Source organism: Brevibacillus sp. IT-7CA2, from assembly GCF_949767855.1.
Taxonomy (GTDB): Bacteria; Bacillota; Bacilli; order Brevibacillales; family Brevibacillaceae; genus Brevibacillus.
In genome coordinates this window covers 80,262-105,548 of the sequence record NZ_CATKQT010000053.1, presented here as the reverse complement: position 1 = coordinate 105,548, position 25,287 = coordinate 80,262, and the positions used below count along the sequence as shown (strand labels likewise).

Sequence of the window (25,287 nt, the reverse complement as noted above, 5' to 3'; positions counted from 1 at the left end):
GTGCGTTCCACCCAATCAGAGTAAAATAGAAAATAGTACATTCATAAAATTCCAGAGAGGATGACTTTTTACTTGGACACCGTCCCGATAGTGCTCAACCTACTGCTTGTTATATTTCTTGTTTTTCTCAACGGCTTTTTCGTAGCCGCAGAGTTCTCACTCGTGAAGGTGCGGCAAACGCGCCTGACACAGATGGTGAATGAAGGTAACAGACGCGCAGTCTATGCCCAAAAAGTAACGCATAAGCTAGACGCCTACCTATCTGCCTGCCAGGTCGGGATTACTCTCGCCTCGCTGGGACTGGGTTGGGTCGGGGAACCGGCCATTGCCCATATGATTGTGGAGCCTTTGCTTGGATCTTCAGGATTGCCTGAGTATGCGATCTCCGCGATTTCTTTTGGTGTAGCCTTTGCGATTATTACGTTCCTCCACATTGTCTTGGGTGAGTTGGCTCCGAAATCATTGGCCATTCAAAAAGCAGAAATGACCTCGTTGTGGGTTGCCGCGCCATTGATGTTTTTCTATAAATTGCTTTACCCGGCTATCTGGTTCTTGAACGGAACAGCCAACGCTCTCATGAGGCGACTTGGACTCGAAGCCATCTCAGAACATGAAGCAGCGCATACAGAAGAAGAAATTCGTATTCTGGTCAACCAAAGTCACCAAAGTGGCCATATCGACCAAACCGAATTGGCTCTTGTGGAACAAGTTTTTGACTTCTCCGAAACCGTTGCTCGGGAAACAATGATCCCGCGCATTGATATGGTTTGCTTATATACGACGAATACCTTTGAAGAAAACCTGGAGATTATCCGCTCGCAGCGCCACACGCGTTTTCCGGTTGCAGCTGAGGACAAAGACAACATCATCGGTTTTGTCCATGCGACAGACTTCTACCTTTCTGCCTTGCAAGACGGAAGCGTGGAGTTGGATTCGTTGGTCCGCCCTGTCCTGACCGTACCGGAAACCATGGAAATCAGCACGGTATTGCGCCTGATGCAGAAAAATCGTTCGCAGCTTGCGATTGTCATCGACGAATACGGCGGAACAGCCGGTCTCGTGACGATGGAGGATATTCTGGAAGAAATCGTTGGGGATATCCAAGACGAGTTTGACGAGGAAAGACCAGAGATTGAGAAGCTGGACAATGGCCTCTCCGTATCCGGTATGCTCGTGTTGGCTGACCTGAATGACCATCTTCCGTTCGAACTCGAATCCGAAGATGTAGACACAATCGGTGGTTGGTTATACAGCCAGTTAGAGGAAGACATCGCTGTTGGTGCGACAGTAGAATGGGAAAACTACCTGTTCACCGTCAAGCAGATGGACCATCACCGTGTCACACGCGTCCTGATTACGCGTTTGGAAAATGATGAATCGGAGCAACAAGAACTGTTGACCGTCTCCTAATCATCACACCTAGCACAAACCATAGCCCCACACCTGCTTACTTGGCGGGTGCGGGGCTTTTTTATTTCGCAGATAAGTTTCGCTCTCGTTCGTCTACGTGGTCCCCTGGCCAGTGGGTAGCTTCCAGTCGTCCACGCCGTTGTCCTCCAAAATTCCCATCGTCACATCGCTAATGTCCGGGTCGGTGAGCAAGCTGTCGCGAATGCGGTATTTAATATCGTCTGCCACAGCAAGACTCAGCCCTGTCCGCAACTCTACATAGCACTCCACATGGTAAAAACGCCCTTCCTGTACAATCCGCATCCGGTTAATGTCCGTCACATCCGGGTCTGCAAAAATGACTTTGGCTACCCGATCCTCAATTTCTTTGGGAGCTGCGATACCAATTAGACCGACCATGTTGTCGTACCCTACCTTGAATGCCACACCCACCATGAGAATCCCGATCAGGATGGTGGCAATCCCGTCTAACAAGGCAAAGGAAGTAAACGTAGTGACGATAACCGCAATCAGCGCCAATAACGCACCGAGCGTTGCCACGATATCTTCGTAAAAGACAAGTCGTGTCGGTGGAGCCGCACGTCCTACATTCCGAAAAGCTGCAGGGATGACAGCAAAGCCCTTCGCTTCCACCCGAGCTTCATGAACGATTTCGAACATCACTTTTACCAGCACATACCCATCCACGATGACCGCTAGAGACAAAATGATGAAATTCAACCAAAAATGGCTGGATTCTACGGGTTCGGAAATAAGATGGAAGCCTTTGATAATGGTTTCATAGGCCATGATGGTTACGACGATCACCGCGACCATACAGAAAATGTTAATGACACGACCAAAGCCTGTAGGGAACCTCGGTGTCGGTTTTTTCTCTGCGAGTACGCTGCCAAAGAAAACGAAGAACTGGTTGACCGCATCGGCTACCGAATGCATCGCCGACGCAAACATGGCTCCACTCCCACTATAGACAGCCGCAAAGCCTTTTGCGATAGCAAGCCCAGTGTTCCCCAATGCCGCTGTCGCCGAGGACGTATTTCCCTTTTTTAGCGTTGCCCAGAAAGAGCTCATGGTGCTGCCATTCCCTCCTTGAACGAGACGATTTTCTTTACTATTCCCTATTCACAAGGAGTGTTCCTTATGAGAAATGGAACATATACACAAAGAAAAGGCAGACATCCGAAGTGGAATATCTGCCTTTCCCCGCTACTTTATGCTACTAATTTCAATCCTGCTACTGCAATAATCACCACTGCGATGCACAAGATCCGCATCTTGTCTTTTGCTTCTCCATAAAACATCATCCCGACAAGAGCGCTACCTACCGTACCAATCCCTGTCCAAACCGCATAGGCCGTTCCCATTGGGATTTCTCTCATGGCGAAGGACAGGAGGAAGAAACTGAGGGAAAAACCACCGATCAGAACCGCAAAGGATCGGAACGAAGGCTTTTGGTTGACCTGTGTAATCCCCATTACGCCTACGACCTCAAACAACCCTGCAAAAATTAAGGATAACCATGTCATGCCACTTCACCCTCCCTCTTCGGCTTCTCTTCATGATCCGGTGTGACCAGCTTCAACCCAAGGATTCCCCCCAGAAGAAGCGCGATCAAGCCCACTTTCGCCCAGCTGAACGGTTCTCCAAACAGGACCATTTCGCTAATAACGGTACCGGCCGTACCCAAACCGACGAAGATCGCATAAACCGTACTCGTCGGCAGCTTTTTCCCTGAATAGATCAAAACACCAAAGCTGATAATAATCGCTAAGATGGTCAACGCCCATGACCAAAAGCTGTCGGCGTGCTTCAAGCCCGCTACCCACATGACTTCAAATACTGCTGCTACGACAACCATCAACCAATACTTCCCCATGTTCTGGCTCCCTCCTCTTTCTTTTACGCTCATAGCAACGGACATATCCGTTTTTATCGTTCCCCAAAATACATACTCATCCAAGATGGCTCAGGCTTTTTCCGAATGCAAAAAAAGCCTCGGGTGAATACCATCACAGATATTCCTCCCGGGCTTTTATCCCTCCGTGTACACGACCGTGGTCGTGGGTTTTCTCTCGGTCCTGACCGGCCAGATGACTGACCGCGGAACCCTAGAAAACTCAGTACATATGCAGTTCTTTTCTTGGGGTAACTGTCCTTATCATATCAAAAAACGCCGCGTTTGGCAATGAACGTGCGACAGTTCGGCAAAGGACCACCTTATGGTATTCTACAAAGAGAAGCATGATACAAAGGAAGAGAGGAACGTACGTATGACGAAAGTGTTGTTCGTTTGTCTGGGCAATATTTGTCGCTCGCCCATGGCCGAAGCCGTATTTCGCCATCTCGTAGAGGCGGAGGCATTGGCAGGGGAAATCTCCATCGATTCAGCAGGGATCGGTGGTTGGCACGCAGGTGAACCTCCACACAAAGGTACACAAAAGGTATTGAACGAGAATGGAATCGCGCATGACACACTGCGTGCTCGCCAAATTGTCACACAGGACTTCTCGGAGTACGACTACATCGTCTGCATGGATGAGGAAAATTTGTCCGCACTCAAGCAAATGGCGCCGTCAGGGAAAAAGGTGTACCGCCTGCTCGACTTTGCCGATTCTGCCCAGGAACAAAATGTAGAGGACCCTTATTATACGGGGCGATTCACCTATGTGTATGACCTGGTGAATGCGGGTTCCCGCGGACTGCTGAACGAAATCAAAACGAATATCGCCAAAAAGGGATAGCCCGTCATTGGGGCCATCCCTTTTTCTTATACGGCAACCGTCTCCTTCTCAAGCAGGCGATTCAACCAGCTCTTCGTACTCGCAATCAAGCGTTTGTAGCTGTCCGCCGAGGAAAAGGTATGGTCTCCCCCTACAACTACTTCTGTTTCGCAGCTCCCCCATCTCCGCAGATGCAGCTCTCGCTCATAATGGAACATGGCATCCACCGCAATGATGTCATCCCGGTTGCCATGCAGGATTAACACATCTCCCTCAAACTGCTTGGCTTGACGCAGCGGAAGAGAGGCACCTAGCGACTGGAAAAAGCGCTTCTCCAAACCGTAGCCCAAATGATCCGTTTCTCCGTATGAAAGTGCTTCCTTGTATTCCTTCTCCCCCACGATCCGAACGATATCATCGAAGGGTCGTGCTACCGGTGCCCATAGGATGAGTGAGTGTATTCGTTTATCCTGGCTCGCTGTCAGGACACTGACCGCACCACCCAAACTATGCCCTAACAGGCACACACGCTCCTGATCTACCTGTTCAAGCGTGAAAACATGGTCGAGGACATCACGTGTTTGCGCAAGCAGGACATCCAAACCACCTGCACCATAATCGCCGTCACTTTCCCCGCAGCCTCCGTAATCGAAGCGCAATACGCCAAAACCGTGTGAAGCCAATTCTCTGGCAGCTTTTACAAACAAGCGATTCACTCCAACTCGACTGCCGATAAAGCCGTGGCAAATGACAACCAATGGGTATTTCACTCTGGTCTTACCTGTTGTGCATGTAGGTTCATGCAGGGTAGCTGTCAACGAAATCGTGTCGCTAGGTATTTGCAAAATCCGTTCCAAAGAACTCACCTCTTTTATTTTTAGTATTCCGAGTTGTTTACTTAGTTATTATGCTTATTATCTTCATTTTCATGAACGCTGTCAAGATGAACCAGAAAACTCAATGAAAAATCATCCCGCACCGTTTATGATGGAGGGAACGAGGCGCAACATAAGAATGCTTGCATCGCTGAAGCTGTTGCACCGAAGATAGGATTGTGAGGAGAAAACTATGTCCGACTTGCGGAAAGAAACCTTGGAAAAAATAAAAAACGGTGATTTCAACTGTTCCAAGGAGCTGACCTTGTCTATGTTCAGCGGAAAATGGAAAGTCGTGATCCTGTGGCATTTAGGAGTAGAAGGCCCGCATCGCTTTAGCGAGCTGCAACGGCTGTTTCCAAAAATCACACATAAAATGCTGACGAATCAGTTAAAAGAACTAATCGAAGACGGGATTGTTCACCGGGAAGTATACCCGGAGGTTCCCCCGCGCGTGGAGTATTCCATGACGGAGCTGGGGATGACTTTGTTGCCTATTGTGGAAATGATGTATGAGTGGGGCGAAATGCGGATGGGGCAGTTGAAGCTGGAATTGGGGGAGTCGTCTGTATAGCTGTTGTGGTGGGGAGGAAACAGGAGAAAACGCTCAGATTCTTGGAACACCTGCGCGGGAGCATGGGGTGCCCGGCTCCGTGAAAAAAAGAGAAACCGCGTCCAAAGTCGACTGTTCAGGATGTGTCTCAGAGGTGGACGCTAAAGGCAGTTTCTCTTTTTTTCACTGCGCCTCGGTAGGTGTGTCCAAATATCTTCGCTTTTTTCTCCTGTTTCCTCTGCGACCTGTTGAGATTCCACCTTCTTTTTTTCAGAAGAAATAGACCACATGAATGCTGCTTTCAAAGATGTAGGAAGAAGCCGCGTGGGAAGAAGCACATTTCCAGTCCTAGCGCCTCTGGAGCCCGACCTAGCGGAGAAATGAATGGCGGGGGTTTTCAGCTTCAACCTCTGCGAATACATCCTCGAAACTCTACTTTTGAAGCGCTCCCGACATTCATTTCGGAGCGGACAGTCTAACCCCGTGCGGGGCGTAGGCCGAAGCGTAGACTGGAAATGGGCTTCTTCCCCTCCACCACAGCTACTATAAACAAAAACACAAAAGGATAGCCTCCCGAGGAAGCTATCCTTTTTGTTATTACGGATTCACACTATTTTTCGGAGGAGAAGCCAGATCACGCAGGATTGCTACTTCTACCCGTCTGTTTTTCGCTCTGCCTTCTGCCGTTGTATTCGGCGCTACCGGATGGTATTCTCCCAAGCCCGTCGCGCTGAATTTCGTCGGGTCTAGGTTCTTATTTTCCAGAAGTACCTTCAAGAAGTTAACCGAACGTTTGGCACTGAGATCCCAGTTGGACGGGAACTCTGCACGGCGAATCGGCACATTGTCCGTATGGCCAGTTACAGTTACTTTTTTCGGGTGAGGCACCAGCATCGCTGCCATTTCAGACGCAAGCTTTCTCGCTTCCGGTTTCAGATCAGCTTTACCGGAGTCAAACAGCGCATTGTCCAAAATGGTGATCAGCAGTCCTTCTTCGGTCAGCTTGGTCTGGAGCTTGTCCTGCAGCTTGTTTTGCTGAATATATCCGTCCAGCTTTGTCTGCAGCTTTTTCAAGTCCTCTGTCTCTTTGCGCACCGCTTCTTCCAGACGCTTTTCTTCTTCTGTCTTCTGTTTTTCTGCTTCCTGTGCGCCTTTGTGCAAGGTTTGTTGCTGAAGTTCTGGGTCTAGCGGCACCGGACTCGGATAGTTCATGACACCCACACCGCCGTTCATAGCAACGCTGAAGGACCGAACCATTTGGTCGAACTTCTTCGCATCCATCTCGCTAGAGGCGAACAACACGATAAACAAAGCAAGCAGAAGGGTGAGCAAATCCGCGTATGGAATTAGCCAAGACTCGTCCATATGCTCTTCATGATGAGCATGTCTCTTTGGTCGCTTAGCCATTTACCGCAGCTCCTTCCTCCCTCTTCTCTTCCTTCATTTCTTCTTTCATTTCTGCACGCTCTTGGTATGGGATGTATACCAGCAGCTTTTGTTCAATCGCAGTCGGGGATACACCCGCTTGAATGGAAAGCAATCCTTCGACCATGATTTTTTTGATTTCGATTTCTGCCTTTGATTTCCGTTTGAGCTTGGTCGCGAACGGGTGCCATAATACGTAACCCGTGAAAATACCGAGCAAGGTAGCTACGAACGCCGCCGCAATCGATATACCCAATGCATCGATGTCACTCAAGTTACCCAAGGCGGCAATCAGACCGACAACCGCACCCAATACCCCGAGAGTCGGAGCGTAGCTTCCCGCTTGGCTAAAGACGAGTGCCCCTGCCTGATGGCGCTCTTCAATGGCGTGAATCTCTTCATTCAGAACATCGCGAACAAAATCCGGTTCCCCACCATCAATGATCATCTTCATGCCGTTACGCAGAAATGGATCTTCAATCTCATCAGAAGTGTTTTCCAGTGCAAGCAATCCTTCGCGACGAGCGATGGAAGCCCAGTTCATAAACTGACCAATCAATTCTTTTTTTTCAGGGAGCTTTTCTTCTTTAAAAATTATCTTGAAAAGAGCAGGAATACGTTTGATTTCCGACATAGGAAATGCGTTACAGATAGCAGCAACAGTACCTACGATGATGATCATAAATGCTGCTGGATTCAGTAATGCCATCGGACTCGCATGCTTCAAGATCATCCCGACCACTACTGCAACAATACCTAAAACTATACCTATCAAGGTAGACTTTTCCATCGTGACACTCCCTACTTCCATAATCGAAATCTATCTATATATATGGTTTCGGAATTTTTGCTCTCACTTGTGAGGCTTTTTAAAAAAAACCGCTCATCCGAACGACTGAACTAGTCCAATCATGACCAAAAGTCCTAGGATGAACGAAAAAGTCGCGGATCGGGCATGACCATCTCCATGGCTTTCGGGGATGAGCTCCTTGTAAACGATAAACAACATCGCGCCTGCGGCAAAGGAAAGCCCATATGGCACCAGCCCTTGAACCACAGAGGTCAGATAATAGCCACAGATCCCAGAGACGATTTCGACTGCTCCGGTCATCGTAGCCAAAATAAACGCCTTGAGACGACTGACCCTTTGATTAATCAGGAAGAGAGCGACCAGGAAGCCTTCTGGTGCATTTTGCAGACCGATTGCAAAAGAAATCAGGCCACCCAAGCCGGACTGTTCACTCGAATAGCTCACGCCAACAGACAAGCCCTCTGGAATATTGTGCAAGGTAATCGCTGACAAAATCAGCAGCGATTGCGAATCCATCGAAATGTTGATTCTCGTATGCTCCAGATCGATATGCGGGACGATGCTTTCCAACACCGTAAGCATCAATGTTCCGGTAAGCACTCCCAAACAAACGATAATAAATGGTGCGCTATGAAGTGCCTGTGGGATCAGACTGAATGTCGAGGCAGCCACCATAATTCCAGCCGTAAACGCCAGCAATATATCCCGCCATCGATGTGATACCGACTTGAAAAAAAGGATAGGCAAGGCGCCCACTCCAGTAGCCATGGCAGAAAGAAAGCTACCTATCAGTAGTTGTTCCATGTGTGTTCCTCCATGTAATAATGCCGCTCTTCAGATGATACCATTTTGGTTCACAGTAAAGATATCCGGAACAAACGGCCTTCTACTATCATATTTCCCGAATGGGTACGGTACGCCTTTTTGTTAGGCCTTTTTTGTTAAACGGATCACATCCAGCAAATCGATTTTTTGTCTTGTTTTTTCATGATACAGCCACTTTTCCTGAACATGATCCACAAATAAAATTCCGTCTAAATGGTCGATTTCATGCTGCATACAAACAGCAAGGAATCCGTCTGCCGTAAGGATCATTTCCTCACCTTGTCTGTTCAACGTCTTTACCTTTACATGCTCGGCTCTCTTTACATTGCCATAGTAACCCGGAAAAGATAAGCAAGCTTCCATTCCGATTTGTTCGCCACTCTTTTCTATGATTTCCGGATTAATGAGCTCAATTAATCCATCTCCACAATCCATGACAATCACTCTGCGAAGAATGCCTACTTGAGGTGCGGCAAGGCCAGCACGGCCGTCCGTGGCATATAAGGTTTCAGCCATCTCATCCAGTAGCTTGAACGTTTTTGCATTCAGCTCATCCACTGGCTTGGCTACTTTGCGCAAGATCGGGTCTCCAAAAGGCAAAATCTGTTTCACTGCCATCTTTTTATGCTCCCTTCACTCTATTAGGCGGTGTATATGCCCACAAGTCATTTGGTGTACACTCCAGAGCTGTACAGAGTGCATCAAGTGTCTCGGCTTTCATTTGTTTGGGTTGACTGGTTAGTAAAGCACTGATGGAGGCTGGAGACAGACTGTAATTTGCTTTCTCTTTCAACAGCCTTGCTAAAGCGGCTCCCGTCCAAACTCCTCTTTCTGCCATTACTTTTCGCAACATCCAGACAAGCATCTTTTCACCCCTCAAAATTTTCGGCATTAACTAATTTTATTAGGCAACACCTAATATACCATATTTTTCATACAGAAATAAAAAAACGCCAAATACTTGGCGTTTTTGACGTTCTACGTTTCCGATCGATATGTTTTTCCCAACTGATCACTCAGACCAAAATAATGGCGGAAGTTGTAAATCAGCGGATTCCATGCTTGAGGATTCACGTGATGAGCACTTTGGACAATCTGTTTGTCTGCATGGACGTGACGCACCTCTGTCTCCACAATCGCAAACATGTCGGCATATTCCGGAAAACGGATTGTGCGGACGACTGCTTCGAGTTGAAGCGGGCATTCTCCCACTCGCTTTGGACGAACGCTATCAGACTCAACAGGAGTCAGCTTGGCTGCCTGAAACTTATCCGCTTCATAACGGAAGCCCAGCTCCTTTTTATAGGCGGGTACGGGATTGCGGCCTGTTAGCGGAGCCAATGCTTCTACTTGCTGCCACATGGAAGCATCCGGCAAATTGATGACACACTCCGGCCGCTGACGCAAATTATCCAATCCATGCGAGCCAAACCCGAGTCCCAGAATGACATAATTTCCTAACGCCCATGACGATGAAATGGGACTGATATTCGTTGTTCCATCTTCATTTTCAGTCGTCAACAGGACGACGGGAGTTCCGTAATACAAAATCTTCGGCTGGATGGTCGTATGGCTAGTCATGAACATAGCCTCCTTTGACTAGAATTACTCTTGCTATGACTCATTCTAGTCGAGGATTATTTCCATCGCGCTCGAAGTATGAATGTATGCTTACCTCCGCAAATTAGCGTGCTCCTGCTTTTTGCAGGATTTGTACTATCTCGTGATAACCTCGTTCTTTTGCACGATACAGAGGTGTTTTTCCTTCGCTATCCGGGATGTTCACATCAGCGCCGTGGTCGATTAACAATTGGACCATCTCTTGTTGTTTTTTTCCTCCATCGTTCAATACGATTGCTTCCATCAGTGCTGTCCAGCCTGGATTGTTCACATGGTTGACGTCTACATCGGTCCGGGTAAGAAGCTCCTTTGCTACTTCCACATACCCATGTTCTCCCGCTGGAATCAAAGGTGTTCCTCCGAAACGGTTGTAAATCTTCGTATCTGGGCCTGCATCGATAACCAGCTTCAAGATTTCTAAGTATCCCTCTGCTCCCGCATACAAGAACGGATTATCTTGCCGGTCGTCCTGAATATTGATGTCAGCGCCTGCTTCAATGAGGACCTTAACGGTTTCTACATGGTTGCCATGTGTAGCCGCCATCGCCGCTGTTCTACCACGATCATCCTGTGCGTTTATCTCAGCCCCTGCTGCCAGGCTCGCCTTGACTTCATCGGTTTTGCCCTCAGCTGCTGCGGAGAGCAGTTTTTTGTTCAGTTCTTTTACTTCTTCTTGAGATAGAGTTGGTTTTTTCCCTGGTTGGGACTGTTGCTGCGGTGGCTGTGGTGTTACTGGTTGTTGCTGCTGGGCGGTCGTTACAGCCGGAGCTGTTGTGGACGGTTCATCCATGCAGCCAGTCAACAGCATTCCGAATGGGATTGCAGTGAGAATGAGTTTGTACATTTGGCACCTTCCTCCTTCGTATGTCATTGAGATATAGCCCTAAGCCCGGTTGCGTACCGAGCTTAGAGTACCTGTTAAGGGGTTTCGTTCGTGATTATTTTGTCGTGAAGGTAAGTCCTGCCCATTGCCCTACAGGAGTAACGGAATACAGGGTGTCTGGTTCTAATTTGCCGCCGTTCATGATCTCAAAGATTCCCGTAGCACCTTTGCGTGTTGTTACCTTGTATTGGGCAACAAGCTCTGTCCCATCTGGTGCTGTAAGTGTGATTTGGCGGAAAGCAAACAGTTCATCACGCGGGTCTGTGCTGAGTCTTACCTCCAGCGTAGTTTCGTTTACTTCTTTTACAGAGCGAATCGTAAGCGGGTTGATCGCTTTTGCAGTGAACTTGGCATCTTTAATATCGGCCCAATCAGATGTAACGGTGTATTCTACGCCTGGAATCAGTGTCTCCCCTGCTGGCAAACGGAATTTTGGCTCCTGTCGACCATCTGTGGCTTGTGTAAATGGAACGTACGTCGCTACGATTGGCTCGCCACCCTCTGGTGTGATGTACACTTGTGCCATTCTCAGAGATGAAATGATCTCATAGCTCTTTCCACGGTAGCGATTGTTTTCATCCAATACAAAATCCAGACCATTTCGTTTCCCGACATTAGACGCAATCACATTTTCATAGTCCGTTACGCCAGCGCGCAGGCTTGATTCGATCTCAATCGTATCGTACGCTACCTGACGGGCTTCGACCATGTCCAGCCTATCGCTGTTTGTTTCAAAAGTGCCTGCCTCATCGTCTTTGTATGTCAACGTGTAAGTCATGTCGGAAGCCTGAGGAGTCGTTGGAACCAAGTAGGTAGCGGTTGTCCCTGTTTTTAACTGCGGGATATTGCGAATCGTCAAACCGTTATCAAATTGGAAATTTTCCTGCGCTTGCGCAAGCGCCAGATCTTCTGTTACGAGTGGAGCAGAGAAGGTAACTTCCAATGTGATCGGATTGAGCGACTTCATGCTACGTACTTCTACATTTTCATCTGGTTGGGCATCCGTTGTAACAGACACGTTACGCACCGTAGCCCATTCTCCTACTGGTCTCACCTGATAGGTTACATTTGAAGCCAGCTCTTCGCCGTTCATGATTTCAAACGTTCCCGTTGCTCCTTTGCGCGTCGTAAATTTGTATTGGGCAACCAGCTCTGTTCCATCTGGAGCTGTCAACGTGATGCGGCGGAGTGGAAAAATCTCTTCGCGCGGATCGCGTCGCAGTGTGACATCGAGTGTTGTTTCCTTTGTAGCTTCTACAGACTGGATGGTAAGTGGATCAATTTCTTTCGCCGTAAAGGTAGCGTCACGGAAATCAGCCCAGTCAGCGGAAACTGTGTAAGTGACACCCGACTCAAGCTGCTCTCCCTCTGGCAGACGGAATTTCGGTTCTTGACGACCATCCGTATTCTGGGTGAACGGAACGTAAGTAGCGATGATCGGCTCACCGTTTCTTGGTGTCAGAGTTACTTGTGTACCGCGCAAGGAAGAAATGATTTGGTACTCCTTTCCTTTGTAACGGTTGTCCTCATCCAGTTCAAAGTCTAGACCGCCTCGATTGCCTGCGTATGCTTCGATTACATTCCCGTAATCTGTTACGCGGTCACTCAGGCGCGACTCTAGCTCAATCGTATCATTGTCTACTTGACGTGCCTCTCTCATATTGATTTGTTCTGTGTTGGCTGTGAAAGTGCCTACTTCCTCGCCTTTGTAGCTAAAGGTATACGTCGTTCCTTCCTCTTGCGGGGTAGTAGGTACGATGTAGGTAGATTTGAATCCAGTTTTTAGCTGTGGAACATTTCGAATGGCTAGGTCGTTATCAAATTCGAAGTTTTTCTGTGCGTTATTGAGTGCCACTTCTTCTGAGCTGAGCGGCTCTGCAAAGGTGATCTCTAGTGTAATGGAATTCAGAGACTTGATGCTCGTTACCTCAACAGGTTCGCTTTCGTCCTGCTTCTCATGAGAGGCTGCTCTCGCGACTGTATCCATGTTCAGAACGTTGAAAGGAACCGCTACCCCTGTTCCAAGCATCGACGCGAGTATAAGTAGTGAGAGGTGCTTTTTCGTTTTCTTCATACGATCATCTCCTTGTCTACGATGGGGGATCAACCCTCTGAATCTATCGTAGTCGGTAGAGATAAACTCCTACTAAACCTGTTCTTAATGAACTATTTCGTAAAGATTAACTTTTTCTAAAAAAATGACAGTGGACAGAAGAAAAAACAAAAACGCCAATCACTTTGGCGTTTTTGCGTTCGTTTGTACAGTATATGCCTACACCTTAAATCGGCGAATCATGTGCTGTAGCTCTTCTGCCATATTGGAAAGAGCTGTCGCTGACGAAGCGATTTCCTCCATAGAAGCGAGCTGCTGCTGTGTAGCAGCGGAAACGTTTTGTGTGCCATCAGCAGTTAAGTCGGAAACTTCACTGACCAGCTCCATCGCTTGTACGACTTGTTCGGAATGGGCAGACACTTCCTGGGCAGATGCAGACACGTCGTGAATCTGGTCGGCTACTGTGCCAATCGAGTTCTGAATTTGACCGAAAGTTTCGCCTGCACGATGAACGACGCGAATTCCTTCCTGCACTTCCCGTGTGCCTGTTTCCATCGATTCGACCGCGACTTTTGTATCTGTCTGGATCGTACTGATCAACTGCGCAATTTTTTGGGCGGACTGTGCCGATTGCTCTGCGAGCTTCCGTACTTCATCTGCAACAACCGCGAATCCACGGCCGTGCTCTCCTGCGCGTGCTGCTTCAATCGCTGCATTGAGGGCGAGCAGATTGGTCTGATCTGCAATGCCTGTAATGACCTCGATGATCTCTCCGATTGCTTGAGAATGATTGCCCAGACCGTCTACCACGGCTGCGAGCTCACGCATGGAGGTGTGAATCGTATTCATTTGTTGAACCGCTGCCTGAATCGACTGGTTCCCTTCTCCTGCCATGTTGGCGACTTCGCTCACCATATTGGATGTTTGCTGTGCGTTATTTGCGATTTGACGAATTCCTCGTGACATATCATCAATGGATTTCGCTCCATTGTCTACACTCGCTACCTGGCGATCAACGCCTGCTGCCACTTCTTGAACAGTAACAGCAATCTGTTCAGTGGCCCTGCTCGTCTGATCTGCACTGGCCGTCAATTGCTCAGCCGATGCGGCTACCTGCTCGGAAGTTCCGCCTACCTGACGAATGACCGTAGTTAAACTGCTAGTCATCTCATTGAACGAATTCGCCAGATCCAAAATCTCGTCACGACTTTTGACAACCAATGGCTCCACACGTAAATCACCATCAGCCACTTTCTTCATCTCTTCCATCAAACGCACGATCGGTCGACGGATGCTTGACGTCAGTACGACAGCTAGCGCCACACACGCAATGATAGAGATAACCAAGATAATATTCAGGTCCCGCTTGACTGACTCATACAGTTCCGTACTTTCTGTGCCAGCGCGTTGCGCTCCCTCACTGTTATTCGTCATCATGGCATCCAAATATTTCTTACGTTCTAAAAACAATTCACTGCCTTTTTTCTTGATGCGATCCAGCTCGGCCATGTCTGCATCGGTAGCTGGCCTTCTGATATCGACCTTTTTGGCGATGGCCACGTATTGCGGACTGTATTCCTCATATTTTTTCAGCGCCTGCTTCAATCCTTCAAAATTGTTACGGTCCTCTTCACTGAAAATCGTTTTTTCATAGCTGGTCAATAAGCCGTCCATATAGGCAAATTGGTCATCGACTTGCTTTGCGTACTTGTTCTTGTCATCCATGTTCTCTGTCGTAAGCATGGTTTGCGTAAGCCCGTAAACGGTTTCCAGTGTCATGTTGATCTTCAAAATATCTTCCAGACCTGGGCGCCAATTCGTATTCATTTCCACCATCTTCTGATTCATCTGGTCCATCTTGACAATGGTCGTGATCCCCATAAACAGCATGATGACCAGGATCAGCGCGAACGCACTACCCAATTTTTTTCCGATCGTCCATTTCATTTCGTAAACACCACTTTTCTTGACATATGATGATAGCGTAATCTCCTTTTCCCTCCCAACTGATGGAATAAACCTTATTCCACACAAAAAAATGGATCTTTACACAAAAAATTAAAATCCACAATTCAGAAAACTCCTGTAAGATAGATGAAAATAAAGCGGAATGGAGGACTGATGATGCAAAACTACGACGTCATTATTGTTGGAGCAGGATCGATGGGAATGGCAGCAGGCTACTATCTGGCGAAGCAGGGCGTGCGTACACTCATGATCGATGCCTTTGATCCCCCACACACGATGGGCAGCCATCATGGGGATACCCGTATCATTCGCCATGCGTATGGAGAAGGAAAACAGTACGTCCCGCTTGCGTTGCGAGCGCAAAAGTTGTGGTCAGAATTGGAACAAGCATCCGGCATGCCGATCTTCGCCAAAACAGGTGTTTTGAACACTGGACCCTTGAATTGTACTTTCCTGAATGAAATTCGGGAGAGCGCCGAGCAGTACTCCCTGCCGTTGGAAGTACTCAGTGCCGATGAGGTCATGCAACGCTGGCCAGGAATCAATCTTCCTGCTGATTACTACGGTTGCCTGGAGCCTACCTCAGGTGTGCTTTATTCTGAAAACGGTATTCGCGCCTATCGAGAGCTCGCCCTTGCCTCAGGAGCTACGCTGTTGACGAACACGCCAGTCACGCAGTTGGAGCCAGCAGGAAATGGGTTCATCGTGCATACGGAATCTGCCAGCTACCACGGCGATAAAGTCCTACTATCCTCCGGTGCTTGGAATGGCTCTCTCCTTGACTCATTGGGCTTGTCCATCCCGCTCACCCCTACACGGAAAACGGTCGCCTGGTTCGGTGCAGATGAGAGCCAGTACAGTGCGGATGGCTTTCCCGCTTTCATCTTTCGCCTTCATGACTCCATGTTCTACGGATTTCCCAGCTTTGATGGCACTGGTGTAAAAATCGGACGCCATGACGGAGGATTAGCCATCGATCCCGACAAACTGGAACGTACTTTTGGCACCTATTTGTCAGACGAAGGCGATGTTCGTTCTTTTTTGGAAGCGTATATGCCTGGGGCAGCCGGACCATTGCGCCAAGGCAAGGTATGCATCTACACCATGACACCGGATGAGCATTTCGTCATTGACCGTCATCCTGAACATCCACAGCTTGTATTTGCAGCAGGCTTTTCCGGGCACGGTTTTAAATTCGCCAGTGCGATCGGGGAAGCGACCAGCCAACTGCTGGTAGAGGGAGCATCCCCCCTTGACCTGTCTATGTTTTCTTGGAAGCGATTCTCCTGTCCATCATGATTGAAAAAAGCCTCTCGCCGTATTTATGGTAGGAGGCTTTTGTTCGTTTTACCACTCCCAAGACAAAGAACCGATCTGTGCTGTAATTCGACTGCTCGCTTGTATGGGATGGCCGGAAACTCGCATGACAGAATGACCATTGTCGTAGGGAAACAGGTAGGCGAAACCAGGCCGAGTCGCCTGATTGACCCGATAGGCAGACCTCATTGCTCCCTCTCTTCGTTGTTCATTCAAAAAAGCTACCATCTCATTCGCTCGTTTGATCCCCGCACCATGCCCGTAATACAAGCCATTGCCGAGAACTACTGCATTTTCCCCTTGCCACTGCGGTGTCGCGCGATCGTAATCAGGATTGGCAAAATAAATCACATCACCAGGCAAGAAGGTATTTGTCCTTATTGTTTGCAAGTCCAGATCCTGATCGTACCGCCAGTCATATAGCAAGATGTCCGCAAACATTCTCTCAAAATCGGGTAAACGAATGGACTGTAGGACTGCATGATAAATAATAATGACCATCGCCGTAGCGCACTCCGTGGCGTATTTTTGGCCCTCACGAAAAATATTGATAATCCCGCTGGATGGCAGCACTCCCGGTCGCAAGCGGAATCCGCCCTGGTCTGTTCGAATCCAGTATGCTGGATTGGCACGAGATTCTTCAAAAGTAGAAAAGGCCAGGCCGCTTTCGTTCAGTGCCAAGGCAGACCTCACCAGATGATCGCGCATTTTCAGTTCAAATTGCAGGAGCTCAGGAGTTGGATATTCAAATGTTTCATCACTACGTGCCATAATCGCTACCGTTTCACGCTGTACCGGATTTAATCCCCATTCCGCTGCCAACGAGGCGGGATTAGCTGGTCTCCCCGCTATGACGATCATATACAACCTCCCCTTCACACACCGTCCTTCTTATTTGTATGCGAATGCCCATGTCCACGTGATCGACTAAAAAACCATGAGTCAACATAGTGGTGGAGAAGAAAAAGCACAGTTCTCTTCGACTCTGACACACCAGCAGGGGGGAATCACTGGTCGTCTCCACTACAAAAAGGGGACCGTCGAGCCAAAGCCACCCTACGGGCGGAAGATTCTCAGGGGAGAAGTGTTCGACAAGCGTGGTCTCCTTTTTGTAGTTCCGACTGGGTAGGCGTTGTCAAGGTCTACGAGCCCTGTGCTTTATCTTCTTACTAGCCTTTTGCGTTGATCGGTACCTTCTAAAACTTGCACGTTGTGCTCATTGAAAATAGAGTAATAGACTGGAATCCTTGATATGGCGGGAGTTCTTTCACGAAAAATCCTCAGTCTCACAGAATAAGATTTAGACTCGTACCCATTAGGATGTCTACTTACTCTCCCGAGTGAATATTCTCATTTCGTAAAAACTGAAACAAACCTCTCCGTTCACATAATTGTGAGGGTTGAGGTTTGTTTTGACTCTATTACTATCAATTTTTTCTGATACAATGTCTTCATCCTATAAGAAAGGTTGGTGTGGCAGTAATGAAGAATGAAAGTCAACCTTACACGGATTTTGGAGAAATGTACCGCGATATCGATTTCGCAGCAGAAGCTTACTACAACGAGTTTTTCCATGCCTACAAGACGGATGGGCGATTCCCCGAAGTATATACGCTCGAGCAAACGAAAAGAGCTTCTAGTGCCATCCAACTTCTTCAACTCTTGGAATGGGAATGGAACCCGGTTCGTTTGCTGGCATTACTATCGACAGTAGGTGCTGCCCTAGGAATCGGACGCCCTATACCTGTTATTGATTTTTGTTCAATGATTGAAGGTATGAATCTAATAGCTTCTCCATATGCAGGCTACTATATTGAAAAGAAAGACATTCTTATAGCTACGTTGGAGATGTTTGCAAATGAGGAACCATAGAAGTTAAAAAGTACGTTATACCGTAAACCCCGCCTCGACTCTGATAGAGCTTGTGGCGGGGTTTGGCAATTGCAGAGTGCCTAATTTGTACTCTGGTAAATTTATTTTATATAAATGCCTATTTACCAAAAAATCCCCCGCCTTTTTAACCAGACGAGGGATTTCCTTTTTAGCCTTGTGCTTGCTTGACTGTATGTGGTGTCGGGGTCGAGACGTGCTTTAAGCGTGAGAACATATAGCATCCGACAATGACGATTATACTGCCGAGTAATTGGATGATGGTCATACGCTCCCCGAGCAATAGAAATGCGAGAATAGCCGTAAAGATAGGATTGAAATTAAGGAACATACCTGCTGAGGTTGCGCCAACTTTTTGTACACCAATATTCCACAGCACCATGCTGACGACAGTTGCCATTACACCAACGTAAAACAGCGACAGCCAGAATGTCCAGTCTGTGTTGCTGATCGTAAATGTGGTGACATTAAAGGGCAGCATCAGCGCAACACCGAAAATCCCCGAATACAGTGTGGACATCATCGGCGAGACCGTCTTCATTGCCCAACGCGCGCATACGGAGTAAATCCCCCACATGGCGACAGCGGCGAGCATCCACAAATCACCCGTGTTGAAATGCAACTGGGCCAAGTGTGCGAAGTCTCCTTTGGTCATCACCACAAGCACGCCTGTAAACGAGACCAGCATCGCGACAATCTGCAACGGTCGAATTTTATCGCCCATCAGCAAAAAGGAAAATATCGCGATCGAAACCGGATTCAGCGTGGACAATAGCCCGACATTGGTCGCGTCTGTCCGCTCAAGTGCCCAGAACATAAATAAATTAAAGAGGGCTACACCAGTTACTCCCATCACGATCAAAGGAAGGAGTGCCTCTCGCGTTGGAAAAATCCGTTTTTCGCGTATCCAAACAACCGGCAACAAGCAAACAACAGCAATGAGCCAGCGCAAATTAGTCAGCGTCAAGGAAGACGCGTGCCCGACAAGAAATTTACCGACAACAAAATTTCCTCCCCAAAGGAAGCTGGTACAGAGTAATAGGACGATATACAGCGGTCTCATGATGCCTCCTGCCATGTTGAAAGAGTGTGGAGCTTTTATTTGCCCTCTATCATACACCTTTCGCCAGCATTTGGGCGGTCATGTTGCACTTTCGTGAAATAAAAAAAGGGGCTATCTAACAGCCCCTTCCTTCACACAGCCAGCCACGACATGATCACCGGCAACAAGGTAAACGCCCATACCACCGTAATCATCGCTCCGGCAATCACAGCCAAAGTCGCACTGCTTCCTTCTGTTTCCCCACGCTCAAACGCTTTTACCATCCCCAACGCATGTGCGCCCATTCCGTACATCAAGCCGATGGAAACAGGATGACGGAGCCTCATTCTCTTGATGATTTTGGGAGCCAAAAAAACGCCTGCGAAGCTGGTCAGCATACCGAATACCGCCGTCATCGTAGGCAAACCGCCAATCGCCTCGGTTACGCTCACCGCAATCGGCAGGGTAATCGAGCGAGGAATGACGCTAATCGCCGCTTCTTTTCCTAATCCGACGAGCATCGTCGTGGAGACACCTGCAATGATGGCAATGAGGGAACCCGTAGCAAGACTCGTCAAAATCATCCGGCGATGCGCCATTAACACCGACCAATTTCGGTAAAGCGGAATCGCAAACGCCACTGTGACTACGCTCATCAACTCACTAATGAGCGAGGTCGCTTCACTGTACACCTGGTAAGGAATGCCTGCGATAAGTAAAAACACAATCAATCCGATCGGCGCCAATAAGGCCGGAGAAAACAGCAGAGACGGTCTTTTCTTGTTAAACCGTTTTGCTGCATAGAAGAAAATGAGTGTCAGGAGGACGCTAGACGTTTTCCACAGGATCATGCTGTTTCACCTCTCCACGATTGAACATGCGCTCAGCAACAACACCTGTCGAAATCATCACTAGTGCACAACCGCTTACGACGACCACAAGCACCAGCAATCCTTTTATACCTAATAACCATGGATACTGCATCATCCCGACCAACGATGGTACGAAAAACAGGATCATTTGCGAGAATAACAGAGTCGCTCCTGCTTCCACCCACTGTAGACGAATCAAGCCGGTATATAGACAAATGAACAAAAGCCCGAGTCCGATCAGACTGCCGGGAACAGGAAGGTGAAAAAACGAGCTCACCCATTTCCCAAGCCAGGTGAAGCCGAACAATAGCAAAACTTGTGCGATGATGGAAAACCATCGTTTCATCGAGACCACCCCAGTTGCTTTACAAAGGTTGTTCAAAAAGTCACCTTTTGAACGAGTTACCTTCATTCTAAGCCGTCTCGATTCCATTCGTACAATACATAAAAATCATCATTTCTATTCCATTTGGTTATGGCTGTACATTTTCTCTACAAACGATATGAAAGCCTTTGTCGCATGCGATAAATACCCTTCTTTTCGATAAATCAAGGCATACTGCCAGTCAATCACCGGGTAAGAAATGTTGACGGTGTGCAATTGTCCGTTATTCAAGCGTCTCACAATGGAGCGTGGGATGAGTGATATTCCCAGTTGGGTAGCCACCATCTCTCCGACAAAATCCCATAAAGAGCTCATGTAAGCGACTTTCGGTTCAAAGCCGGACAACTTGCACGCTTGGCGCACCACATCATGCATCGCGTACTCTTCGGTAAACAAAATGAAAGCCTCGTCCTTGAGCTGTTCCAAGCTCACCTCATCGACTCCCGCGAGCCAATGCTCCCGATGAACGATCGCGACCAGATCCTCTGCGAGCAAGGGAACCGCCACAAATTTTTCCTGATCCGTTGGAAGAACGGTTAATGCCACATCGATGCTTCCTTGCTCCATTTGGATTTCAAGCAGCTTGGCGCTGAATTCCTTCATCTCGATATCGATGCCTGGATACTGCTTTTTAAACAAGGCGATCACATTCGGCAAGAGAAAAGAACCCACCGTTGGCATCATGCCCAGTTTGACCCGCCCCCGCTCGACATTTCGCAATTCTGCAATCGACGACGACATGCCTTCCATCAGCTGCAACACTTTGGTCGCATAGCTGTAGACCATTTCCCCTGCGTCTGTCAGATCCATTTTCCGCTCCGTCCGATCCAGCAGAACTACCTCTAGCTCTTCTTCCAATGCCTTGATCATTTTGCTGATAGAAGGCTGGGAGACGTGGAGGGATTGTGCGGCCTTCGTAAAGTTTTTATGTTTGACTACTTCCACAAAGTAATGCAGCTGTCGAATATCCATGATGCCCTCCGTCTTCGTCCAATCAAAAGCGTTAGCTACAGCTTACCACAGGCGAGAGTATGCGAAAAAGCCAGGTACGCAGTCGCGCCCTGGCTTTTCCTCCAGCGTGAGTTACTCCACGGTTACTTGTATTTTTACGGCTTTTCCATTATACGTAGCCGCAATCGTTGCACGCCCTGCTTTCACAGCCGTGATCTTGCCATCCGCTACAGTCACAACGGAACTGTTCGTGGAGATCCAGTCTGCATCGACTGTGACATCGACCTTGGTTTTGTCGGTATAGATAGCAGATACCTTCAAGTCTTTTGATTCGCCGACTTTGAGAGCGACCTTTTTCGTGTCAAATTCCAGCTTGGAGATGACAGCAGACTCTACAGGGATCGAGATCGTCTTTCCACCGTAAGTTGCTTTGATTCTCGTTTTGCCAGAGCCTACAGTTGTCACGACTCCGTTCTCAACTGTGGCGACTTTTGCATCGTCGGATGTCCACTTGGCTTTGCTTGTTACATCGACTTTTTCTTTGGTAGACAAGGTAGCCAGCAGCGTAACCGACTGGGTAGTGTCTGGACGCAGATACAGCTTTTTCTTATCACTGTCCAGCTTGGAGACGACATCCACCTCTACTGGAATGGATACGCTTTTTCCACCGTACTTCACTTTGAGCTTCGCTGTGCCCGAGCCTACTGCCGTCACCAAACCATTCGTTACCGTTACGATTTCCTTATCATCGCTTTCCCACTCTGCATTGGCAGTGACATCAGTGGTTGACTTGTCAGAGAAGGTTGCTGTTGCGTTTACCTGCTTCGTGCCTCCCACGCTGAGAGCCAGTTTCTTCTGGTCAGCAGTGAGCTTGGAAATCACATCGATCTCAACAGGGACATTCACACTTTTGCCCCCGAAGCTTGCTTTCACTCTTGTTTTACCGGAACTAATAGCGGTTACCAAGCCTTTTCCAACGCTTGCGATGTCACTGTCAGAGGAAGTCCACTCTGCTTGCTGTGTGACGTCTTCCGTTGTTTTATCCGTGTATTGCACGCGGACGTTCAACTGCTGCGTCCCCGCTTTTTTCAATTTTACTGTCTTTGTATCAACCACTAGCTTGGAAATCTTCTTCTGCGTACTTGTCGTCGCAGAATTTGCCAATGCCGGTACTTGGCCGACACTGGAAAAGATCAGCCCAATCGTAACAGCCGTAGCGAGCATACCTTTTTGCCAGTTTTTCATGCTCACATCCCTCTCCTCTCTACTTTTCCACCATTTTCTATATCGGCTAAACAGCCTTACTTGTTGAATACAAAATGGCAAAGAAAATCATGATTCTTCTGCCCATGTCCCTGCCAAGGGAGCAAAGTGTTGCATCGCCAAAGCTCCTGCTCCCATCACGATTGCCTCCCCCTTCAATTCGGAAGGAATGACGCGAAATTTCCCCTTGAATGGCTCCCAGATCACTTGATCGCTATGCTCCTCGACCAAGTCAATGATTTCGCGATAATTCTCCACCAAATCACCGCTTACAATCACGGTATCTGGATTGTACATGCATACAATATTGTTAATCGTGATTCCGAGGTACAACGCAGTACGAGAGACGATTTCCTTCGCCCAGCGCTCTTCGTTTCTCGCTGCCGCGAACACCTGGCGGACATCACTGACATCCTTCACCCGACGCGCTTCCATGATCAAAGAATTTTCGTCTATGTATGTTTGCAGGCATCCGCGCTTTCCACATTCGCACAGATTCCCATTCGGATCGAGCGTCGTATGCCCCAGCTCTCCTGCGCTATTGGAGCCCCCGCGAAACACTTCGCCATTGATAATCAACGCAGAACCGATACCCGTGCCAATGCCAATCAAGGCTGTCTTGTTCGAGCCCTTGGCAGATCCGTACAAGTACTCCGAGAGGATTTTCACCTTCAAATCGTTGTCGATAACGGTTTTGATTTTCAACCTTTTTTCAATCAGGCTGGCGAACGCTACGTCCTTCCAGTCCAACGTAGTGGAAAGCTGAACAATCCCTCGCTCATAATTGATCACCCCTGGCATCCCAATGCCGATCCCGACCACTTTTTCTAGCGGAATGCCTGTCTGGTTGAGCATCCCTTCGATCTCGTTACAAATCAGCTCTGCCGTCTCTTCCGGTGTAGAATCCTGTGTTTTATGATCCATCCGGTGCTGAGCAATAATCGCTTCGCTAAAGTCCATGATCCCAAAGCTGATGCGCTTTTTTGCCATGTCCACGCCGATTGTATAAATGGCCCCCGGCTCAATGTCGAGCATGATTGCCTTCCTGCCCACACCTGATGAGGTTAGCTCTGTCTCTCGAATCAGTCCTTCTTCGCACAGCTCACTGACAAATCTGCCAATCGAGGTGGCGCTCATCCGCGTAATTTTGGCGATTTCTGCACGCGATATCGGTCTCTGCTTTTTGATAATATCGAGGATCATTTGCTTGTTATGCTGCTTAGTCACGTCCTGATCTTGCTTCATGATTTTTTTCATCATACAAAACTCCCATCTTGCTTGAATTCCCGGTAGCATTCCTGCGCGATTATTCTCACACTACCTGTCGCCATTTATTACGTCAACCGGGCCAAACAAAAACCATCCGAATCACCTCGGATGGTTTCTACGTTGCTATCGCTTGTTGTTGTTCAAATCATACGGTGTCTCTTGGTAAACGTAATAGTTTAACCAGTTGGAAAACATCAAATTCGCATGTGCGCGCCAGGTGACGATGGGCTTGCGGCTTGGATCGTCCTTTGGATAGTAATTACGCGGAACAGCAATGTCCAAGCCTTTGTTCACATCCCGCTGATACTCATCTTGCAGGGTGGTCGGATCATACTCAGAATGTCCTGTCACGAAAATTTGTCTGCCATCCCTCGTCGCTACGATGTAAACCCCTGCTTCATCAGACTCGGACAAAATCTCCAGCTCTGACACTTGCTCGATGTCTTCCCTGCGATTTTCGGTATGCCTGGAATGCGGAATGTGGAAGTAGTTATCAAATCCGCGGAACAGCTTCACCTTTTGCTTATTGAGTGTATGAGGGAAGATTCCGAACATTTTTTCTGGCAAAGGATGCTTTGGAACGCCGAAGTGATGGTAAAGAGCCGCTTGTGCTCCCCAACAAATATGCAAGGTCGAAGTGACGTTCTCCATTTTCCAATCGAGGATTCTAGTCAGCTCCTGCCAATACGTGACGTCTGTGAACTCGAGCTGTTCCACTGGCGCTCCGGTGATGATCATGCCATCAAATCGCTGGTCACAGATCTCCTCAAACGTTTTATAAAACATCGACAAATGTTCTTCCGACGTATTTTTGGACGTATGACTGGACATGTGCAAAAGCACGATTTCCACCTGTAGCGGCGTATTCCCCAGGAGGCGGAGCAACTGTGTTTCCGTTGTTTCCTTCACTGGCATGAGGTTGAGAATGACGATCCTGAGCGGTCGTATGTCCTGTGTGAAGGCACGGCTATCCTTCATCACAAAAATATTTTCTTGGGCGAGTATTTCCGTTGCAGGCAATTCGTCGGGCAATTTGATTGGCATAAAGATCCCCCTTTCCATCCTTTGAACACAGGTAGAAAAACATTAATCCGACAAATTCGACAAAAATACTAGCCTTCCTGCTAATCACACAGGGGAAAACGAAAAAATCCC

Annotated in this window: 26 protein-coding genes and 1 riboswitch; of the genes, 5 read left to right on the top strand and 21 right to left on the bottom strand. The window is 48.1% G+C overall.

Going from position 1 to position 25,287, the window contains the following annotated elements; translation table 11 throughout:
* The first annotated feature begins 72 nt into the window (after positions 1 to 72).
* Positions 73 to 1,410 (top strand): hemolysin family protein, encoded by a 1,338-nt coding sequence (locus tag ACM6JA_RS27865; protein WP_007724753.1) that lies wholly within the window; start codon positions 73 to 75, stop codon positions 1,408 to 1,410.
* 93 nt (positions 1,411 to 1,503) lie between these two features.
* Here the strand turns inward: ACM6JA_RS27865 and ACM6JA_RS27860 are convergent, their stop codons facing one another.
* From ACM6JA_RS27860 to ACM6JA_RS27850, 3 genes are all read right to left on the bottom strand, one after another.
* Positions 1,504 to 2,481, bottom strand: coding sequence for a cation diffusion facilitator family transporter (locus ACM6JA_RS27860; RefSeq protein WP_414855007.1), 978 nt, complete (start codon positions 2,479 to 2,481; stop codon positions 1,504 to 1,506).
* 140 nt (positions 2,482 to 2,621) lie between these two features.
* Positions 2,622 to 2,936: a DMT family transporter gene (locus ACM6JA_RS27855; RefSeq protein WP_414855006.1), complete on the bottom strand. Its 315-nt coding sequence runs from the start codon at positions 2,934 to 2,936 to the stop codon at positions 2,622 to 2,624.
* Positions 2,933 to 3,286 (bottom strand): DMT family transporter, encoded by a 354-nt coding sequence (locus tag ACM6JA_RS27850; RefSeq protein WP_007724759.1) that lies wholly within the window; start codon positions 3,284 to 3,286, stop codon positions 2,933 to 2,935. The genes ACM6JA_RS27855 and ACM6JA_RS27850 overlap by 4 nt, the downstream gene beginning before the upstream one ends.
* 143 nt (positions 3,287 to 3,429) lie before the next feature.
* Positions 3,430 to 3,533, bottom strand: a riboswitch (guanidine-I (ykkC/yxkD leader).
* 147 nt (positions 3,534 to 3,680) lie between these two features.
* Between ACM6JA_RS27850 and ACM6JA_RS27845 the strand changes: the two genes are divergently transcribed.
* Positions 3,681 to 4,151 carry a low molecular weight protein-tyrosine-phosphatase gene (locus ACM6JA_RS27845; RefSeq protein ID WP_414855005.1) on the top strand — a complete coding sequence of 157 codons (471 nt, stop codon included), beginning with the start codon at positions 3,681 to 3,683 and terminating at the stop codon, positions 4,149 to 4,151.
* Between the two features lie 26 nt (positions 4,152 to 4,177).
* Here ACM6JA_RS27845 and ACM6JA_RS27840 read toward each other — a convergent pair whose 3' ends face one another.
* Complete coding sequence (locus tag ACM6JA_RS27840) at positions 4,178 to 4,996, bottom strand: alpha/beta hydrolase family protein (protein WP_414855004.1); 819 nt, start codon at positions 4,994 to 4,996, stop codon at positions 4,178 to 4,180.
* A 202-nt stretch (positions 4,997 to 5,198) separates the two neighbouring features.
* Here ACM6JA_RS27840 and ACM6JA_RS27835 point away from each other — a divergent pair, with 202 nt between their 5' ends.
* On the top strand, positions 5,199 to 5,579 hold the full coding sequence (locus tag ACM6JA_RS27835; RefSeq protein ID WP_173618153.1) for a winged helix-turn-helix transcriptional regulator: 381 nt from the start codon (positions 5,199 to 5,201) through the stop codon (positions 5,577 to 5,579).
* Between the two features lie 576 nt (positions 5,580 to 6,155).
* Here the strand turns inward: ACM6JA_RS27835 and motB are convergent.
* The 9 genes from motB to ACM6JA_RS27790 form a co-directional block, all read right to left on the bottom strand.
* Positions 6,156 to 6,965 carry a flagellar motor protein MotB gene (gene motB, locus ACM6JA_RS27830; protein WP_414855003.1) on the bottom strand — a complete coding sequence of 270 codons (810 nt, stop codon included), beginning with the start codon at positions 6,963 to 6,965 and terminating at the stop codon, positions 6,156 to 6,158.
* On the bottom strand, positions 6,958 to 7,773 hold the full coding sequence (gene motA / locus ACM6JA_RS27825; protein WP_007722005.1) for a flagellar motor stator protein MotA: 816 nt from the start codon (positions 7,771 to 7,773) through the stop codon (positions 6,958 to 6,960). Before motA ends, motB begins: the two co-directional genes overlap by 8 nt.
* A 93-nt stretch (positions 7,774 to 7,866) precedes the next feature.
* Positions 7,867 to 8,598: a ZIP family metal transporter gene (locus ACM6JA_RS27820; RefSeq protein WP_007722004.1), complete on the bottom strand. Its 732-nt coding sequence runs from the start codon at positions 8,596 to 8,598 to the stop codon at positions 7,867 to 7,869.
* Positions 8,599 to 8,721: 123 nt separating this feature from the next.
* Positions 8,722 to 9,237: a peptide deformylase gene (def, locus tag ACM6JA_RS27815; protein WP_414855002.1), complete on the bottom strand. Its 516-nt coding sequence runs from the start codon at positions 9,235 to 9,237 to the stop codon at positions 8,722 to 8,724.
* Positions 9,238 to 9,241: 4 nt separating this feature from the next.
* Positions 9,242 to 9,484 (bottom strand): helix-turn-helix domain-containing protein, encoded by a 243-nt coding sequence (locus ACM6JA_RS27810; RefSeq protein WP_007722000.1) that lies wholly within the window; start codon positions 9,482 to 9,484, stop codon positions 9,242 to 9,244.
* A gap of 113 nt (positions 9,485 to 9,597) precedes the next feature.
* Complete coding sequence (locus ACM6JA_RS27805) at positions 9,598 to 10,200, bottom strand: flavin reductase family protein (protein WP_414855001.1); 603 nt, start codon at positions 10,198 to 10,200, stop codon at positions 9,598 to 9,600.
* 103 nt (positions 10,201 to 10,303) lie between these two features.
* A complete protein-coding gene (locus ACM6JA_RS27800; protein WP_414855000.1) occupies positions 10,304 to 11,083 on the bottom strand; it encodes an ankyrin repeat domain-containing protein in 780 nt (259 codons plus the stop codon).
* A gap of 94 nt (positions 11,084 to 11,177) precedes the next feature.
* Positions 11,178 to 13,196, bottom strand: coding sequence for a hypothetical protein (locus ACM6JA_RS27795; protein ID WP_414854999.1), 2,019 nt, complete (start codon positions 13,194 to 13,196; stop codon positions 11,178 to 11,180).
* Positions 13,197 to 13,394: 198 nt separating this feature from the next.
* Complete coding sequence (locus tag ACM6JA_RS27790; protein ID WP_414854998.1) at positions 13,395 to 15,122, bottom strand: methyl-accepting chemotaxis protein; 1,728 nt, start codon at positions 15,120 to 15,122, stop codon at positions 13,395 to 13,397.
* 177 nt (positions 15,123 to 15,299) lie between these two features.
* Between ACM6JA_RS27790 and solA the strand changes: the two genes are divergently transcribed.
* Positions 15,300 to 16,442, top strand: a complete 1,143-nt coding sequence (gene solA / locus ACM6JA_RS27785) for an N-methyl-L-tryptophan oxidase (protein ID WP_414854997.1) — start codon at positions 15,300 to 15,302, stop codon at positions 16,440 to 16,442.
* A gap of 48 nt (positions 16,443 to 16,490) precedes the next feature.
* On the opposite strand, the gene ACM6JA_RS27780 is transcribed toward solA, so the two are convergent.
* The gene (locus tag ACM6JA_RS27780; protein WP_414854996.1) at positions 16,491 to 17,321 is read right to left on the bottom strand and encodes a protein-glutamine gamma-glutamyltransferase; all 831 of its coding nucleotides are present in this window, start codon (positions 17,319 to 17,321) and stop codon (positions 16,491 to 16,493) included.
* A gap of 621 nt (positions 17,322 to 17,942) precedes the next feature.
* Between ACM6JA_RS27780 and ACM6JA_RS27775 the strand changes: the two genes are divergently transcribed.
* On the top strand, positions 17,943 to 18,332 hold the full coding sequence (locus ACM6JA_RS27775) for a hypothetical protein (RefSeq protein WP_414854995.1): 390 nt from the start codon (positions 17,943 to 17,945) through the stop codon (positions 18,330 to 18,332).
* Positions 18,333 to 18,501: 169 nt separating this feature from the next.
* Here ACM6JA_RS27775 and ACM6JA_RS27770 read toward each other — a convergent pair whose 3' ends face one another.
* The 7 genes from ACM6JA_RS27770 to metA form a co-directional block, all read right to left on the bottom strand.
* Positions 18,502 to 19,428 carry a DMT family transporter gene (locus ACM6JA_RS27770; protein WP_414854994.1) on the bottom strand — a complete coding sequence of 309 codons (927 nt, stop codon included), beginning with the start codon at positions 19,426 to 19,428 and terminating at the stop codon, positions 18,502 to 18,504.
* Positions 19,429 to 19,544: 116 nt separating this feature from the next.
* On the bottom strand, positions 19,545 to 20,243 hold the full coding sequence (locus ACM6JA_RS27765; RefSeq protein ID WP_414854993.1) for an LrgB family protein: 699 nt from the start codon (positions 20,241 to 20,243) through the stop codon (positions 19,545 to 19,547).
* Entirely contained in the window at positions 20,221 to 20,610 is a 390-nt protein-coding gene (locus ACM6JA_RS27760; RefSeq protein WP_414854992.1) for a CidA/LrgA family protein, read from the bottom strand. The genes ACM6JA_RS27765 and ACM6JA_RS27760 overlap by 23 nt, the downstream gene beginning before the upstream one ends.
* Before the next feature lie 114 nt (positions 20,611 to 20,724).
* Positions 20,725 to 21,621 carry a LysR family transcriptional regulator gene (locus ACM6JA_RS27755; protein ID WP_414854991.1) on the bottom strand — a complete coding sequence of 299 codons (897 nt, stop codon included), beginning with the start codon at positions 21,619 to 21,621 and terminating at the stop codon, positions 20,725 to 20,727.
* Positions 21,622 to 21,732: 111 nt separating this feature from the next.
* Positions 21,733 to 22,845, bottom strand: coding sequence for an Ig-like domain-containing protein (locus ACM6JA_RS27750; RefSeq protein ID WP_414854990.1), 1,113 nt, complete (start codon positions 22,843 to 22,845; stop codon positions 21,733 to 21,735).
* An 87-nt stretch (positions 22,846 to 22,932) separates the two neighbouring features.
* Positions 22,933 to 24,120, bottom strand: a complete 1,188-nt coding sequence (locus tag ACM6JA_RS27745) for an ROK family protein (protein WP_414854989.1) — start codon at positions 24,118 to 24,120, stop codon at positions 22,933 to 22,935.
* A gap of 135 nt (positions 24,121 to 24,255) precedes the next feature.
* Complete coding sequence (gene metA, locus ACM6JA_RS27740) at positions 24,256 to 25,176, bottom strand: homoserine O-acetyltransferase MetA (RefSeq protein WP_414854988.1); 921 nt, start codon at positions 25,174 to 25,176, stop codon at positions 24,256 to 24,258.
* Positions 25,177 to 25,287 lie beyond the last annotated feature (111 nt).

Excerpts from the sequence above, each read along its gene's own strand:
- ACM6JA_RS27860 (WP_414855007.1), bottom strand. The coding sequence starts at position 2,481 with ATGAGCTCTTTCTGGGCAACGCTAAAAAAGGGAAATACGTCCTCGGCG.
- ACM6JA_RS27855 (WP_414855006.1), bottom strand. The coding sequence starts at position 2,936 with ATGACATGGTTATCCTTAATTTTTGCAGGGTTGTTTGAGGTCGTAGGC.
- ACM6JA_RS27850 (WP_007724759.1), bottom strand. The coding sequence starts at position 3,286 with ATGGGGAAGTATTGGTTGATGGTTGTCGTAGCAGCAGTATTTGAAGTC.
- ACM6JA_RS27845 (WP_414855005.1), top strand. The coding sequence starts at position 3,681 with ATGACGAAAGTGTTGTTCGTTTGTCTGGGCAATATTTGTCGCTCGCCC.
- ACM6JA_RS27835 (WP_173618153.1), top strand. The coding sequence starts at position 5,199 with ATGTCCGACTTGCGGAAAGAAACCTTGGAAAAAATAAAAAACGGTGAT.
- motB (WP_414855003.1), bottom strand. The coding sequence starts at position 6,965 with ATGGCTAAGCGACCAAAGAGACATGCTCATCATGAAGAGCATATGGAC.
- motA (WP_007722005.1), bottom strand. The coding sequence starts at position 7,773 with ATGGAAAAGTCTACCTTGATAGGTATAGTTTTAGGTATTGTTGCAGTA.
- ACM6JA_RS27820 (WP_007722004.1), bottom strand. The coding sequence starts at position 8,598 with ATGGAACAACTACTGATAGGTAGCTTTCTTTCTGCCATGGCTACTGGA.
- def (WP_414855002.1), bottom strand. The coding sequence starts at position 9,237 with ATGGCAGTGAAACAGATTTTGCCTTTTGGAGACCCGATCTTGCGCAAA.
- ACM6JA_RS27810 (WP_007722000.1), bottom strand. The coding sequence starts at position 9,484 with ATGCTTGTCTGGATGTTGCGAAAAGTAATGGCAGAAAGAGGAGTTTGG.
- ACM6JA_RS27805 (WP_414855001.1), bottom strand. The coding sequence starts at position 10,200 with ATGACTAGCCATACGACCATCCAGCCGAAGATTTTGTATTACGGAACT.
- ACM6JA_RS27800 (WP_414855000.1), bottom strand. The coding sequence starts at position 11,083 with ATGTACAAACTCATTCTCACTGCAATCCCATTCGGAATGCTGTTGACT.
- ACM6JA_RS27795 (WP_414854999.1), bottom strand. The coding sequence starts at position 13,196 with ATGAAGAAAACGAAAAAGCACCTCTCACTACTTATACTCGCGTCGATG.
- ACM6JA_RS27790 (WP_414854998.1), bottom strand. The coding sequence starts at position 15,122 with ATGAAATGGACGATCGGAAAAAAATTGGGTAGTGCGTTCGCGCTGATC.
- solA (WP_414854997.1), top strand. The coding sequence starts at position 15,300 with ATGCAAAACTACGACGTCATTATTGTTGGAGCAGGATCGATGGGAATG.
- ACM6JA_RS27780 (WP_414854996.1), bottom strand. The coding sequence starts at position 17,321 with ATGATCGTCATAGCGGGGAGACCAGCTAATCCCGCCTCGTTGGCAGCG.
- ACM6JA_RS27775 (WP_414854995.1), top strand. The coding sequence starts at position 17,943 with ATGAAGAATGAAAGTCAACCTTACACGGATTTTGGAGAAATGTACCGC.
- ACM6JA_RS27770 (WP_414854994.1), bottom strand. The coding sequence starts at position 19,428 with ATGGCAGGAGGCATCATGAGACCGCTGTATATCGTCCTATTACTCTGT.
- ACM6JA_RS27765 (WP_414854993.1), bottom strand. The coding sequence starts at position 20,243 with ATGATCCTGTGGAAAACGTCTAGCGTCCTCCTGACACTCATTTTCTTC.
- ACM6JA_RS27760 (WP_414854992.1), bottom strand. The coding sequence starts at position 20,610 with ATGAAACGATGGTTTTCCATCATCGCACAAGTTTTGCTATTGTTCGGC.
- ACM6JA_RS27755 (WP_414854991.1), bottom strand. The coding sequence starts at position 21,621 with ATGGATATTCGACAGCTGCATTACTTTGTGGAAGTAGTCAAACATAAA.
- ACM6JA_RS27750 (WP_414854990.1), bottom strand. The coding sequence starts at position 22,845 with ATGAAAAACTGGCAAAAAGGTATGCTCGCTACGGCTGTTACGATTGGG.
- ACM6JA_RS27745 (WP_414854989.1), bottom strand. The coding sequence starts at position 24,120 with ATGAAAAAAATCATGAAGCAAGATCAGGACGTGACTAAGCAGCATAAC.
- metA (WP_414854988.1), bottom strand. The coding sequence starts at position 25,176 with ATGCCAATCAAATTGCCCGACGAATTGCCTGCAACGGAAATACTCGCC.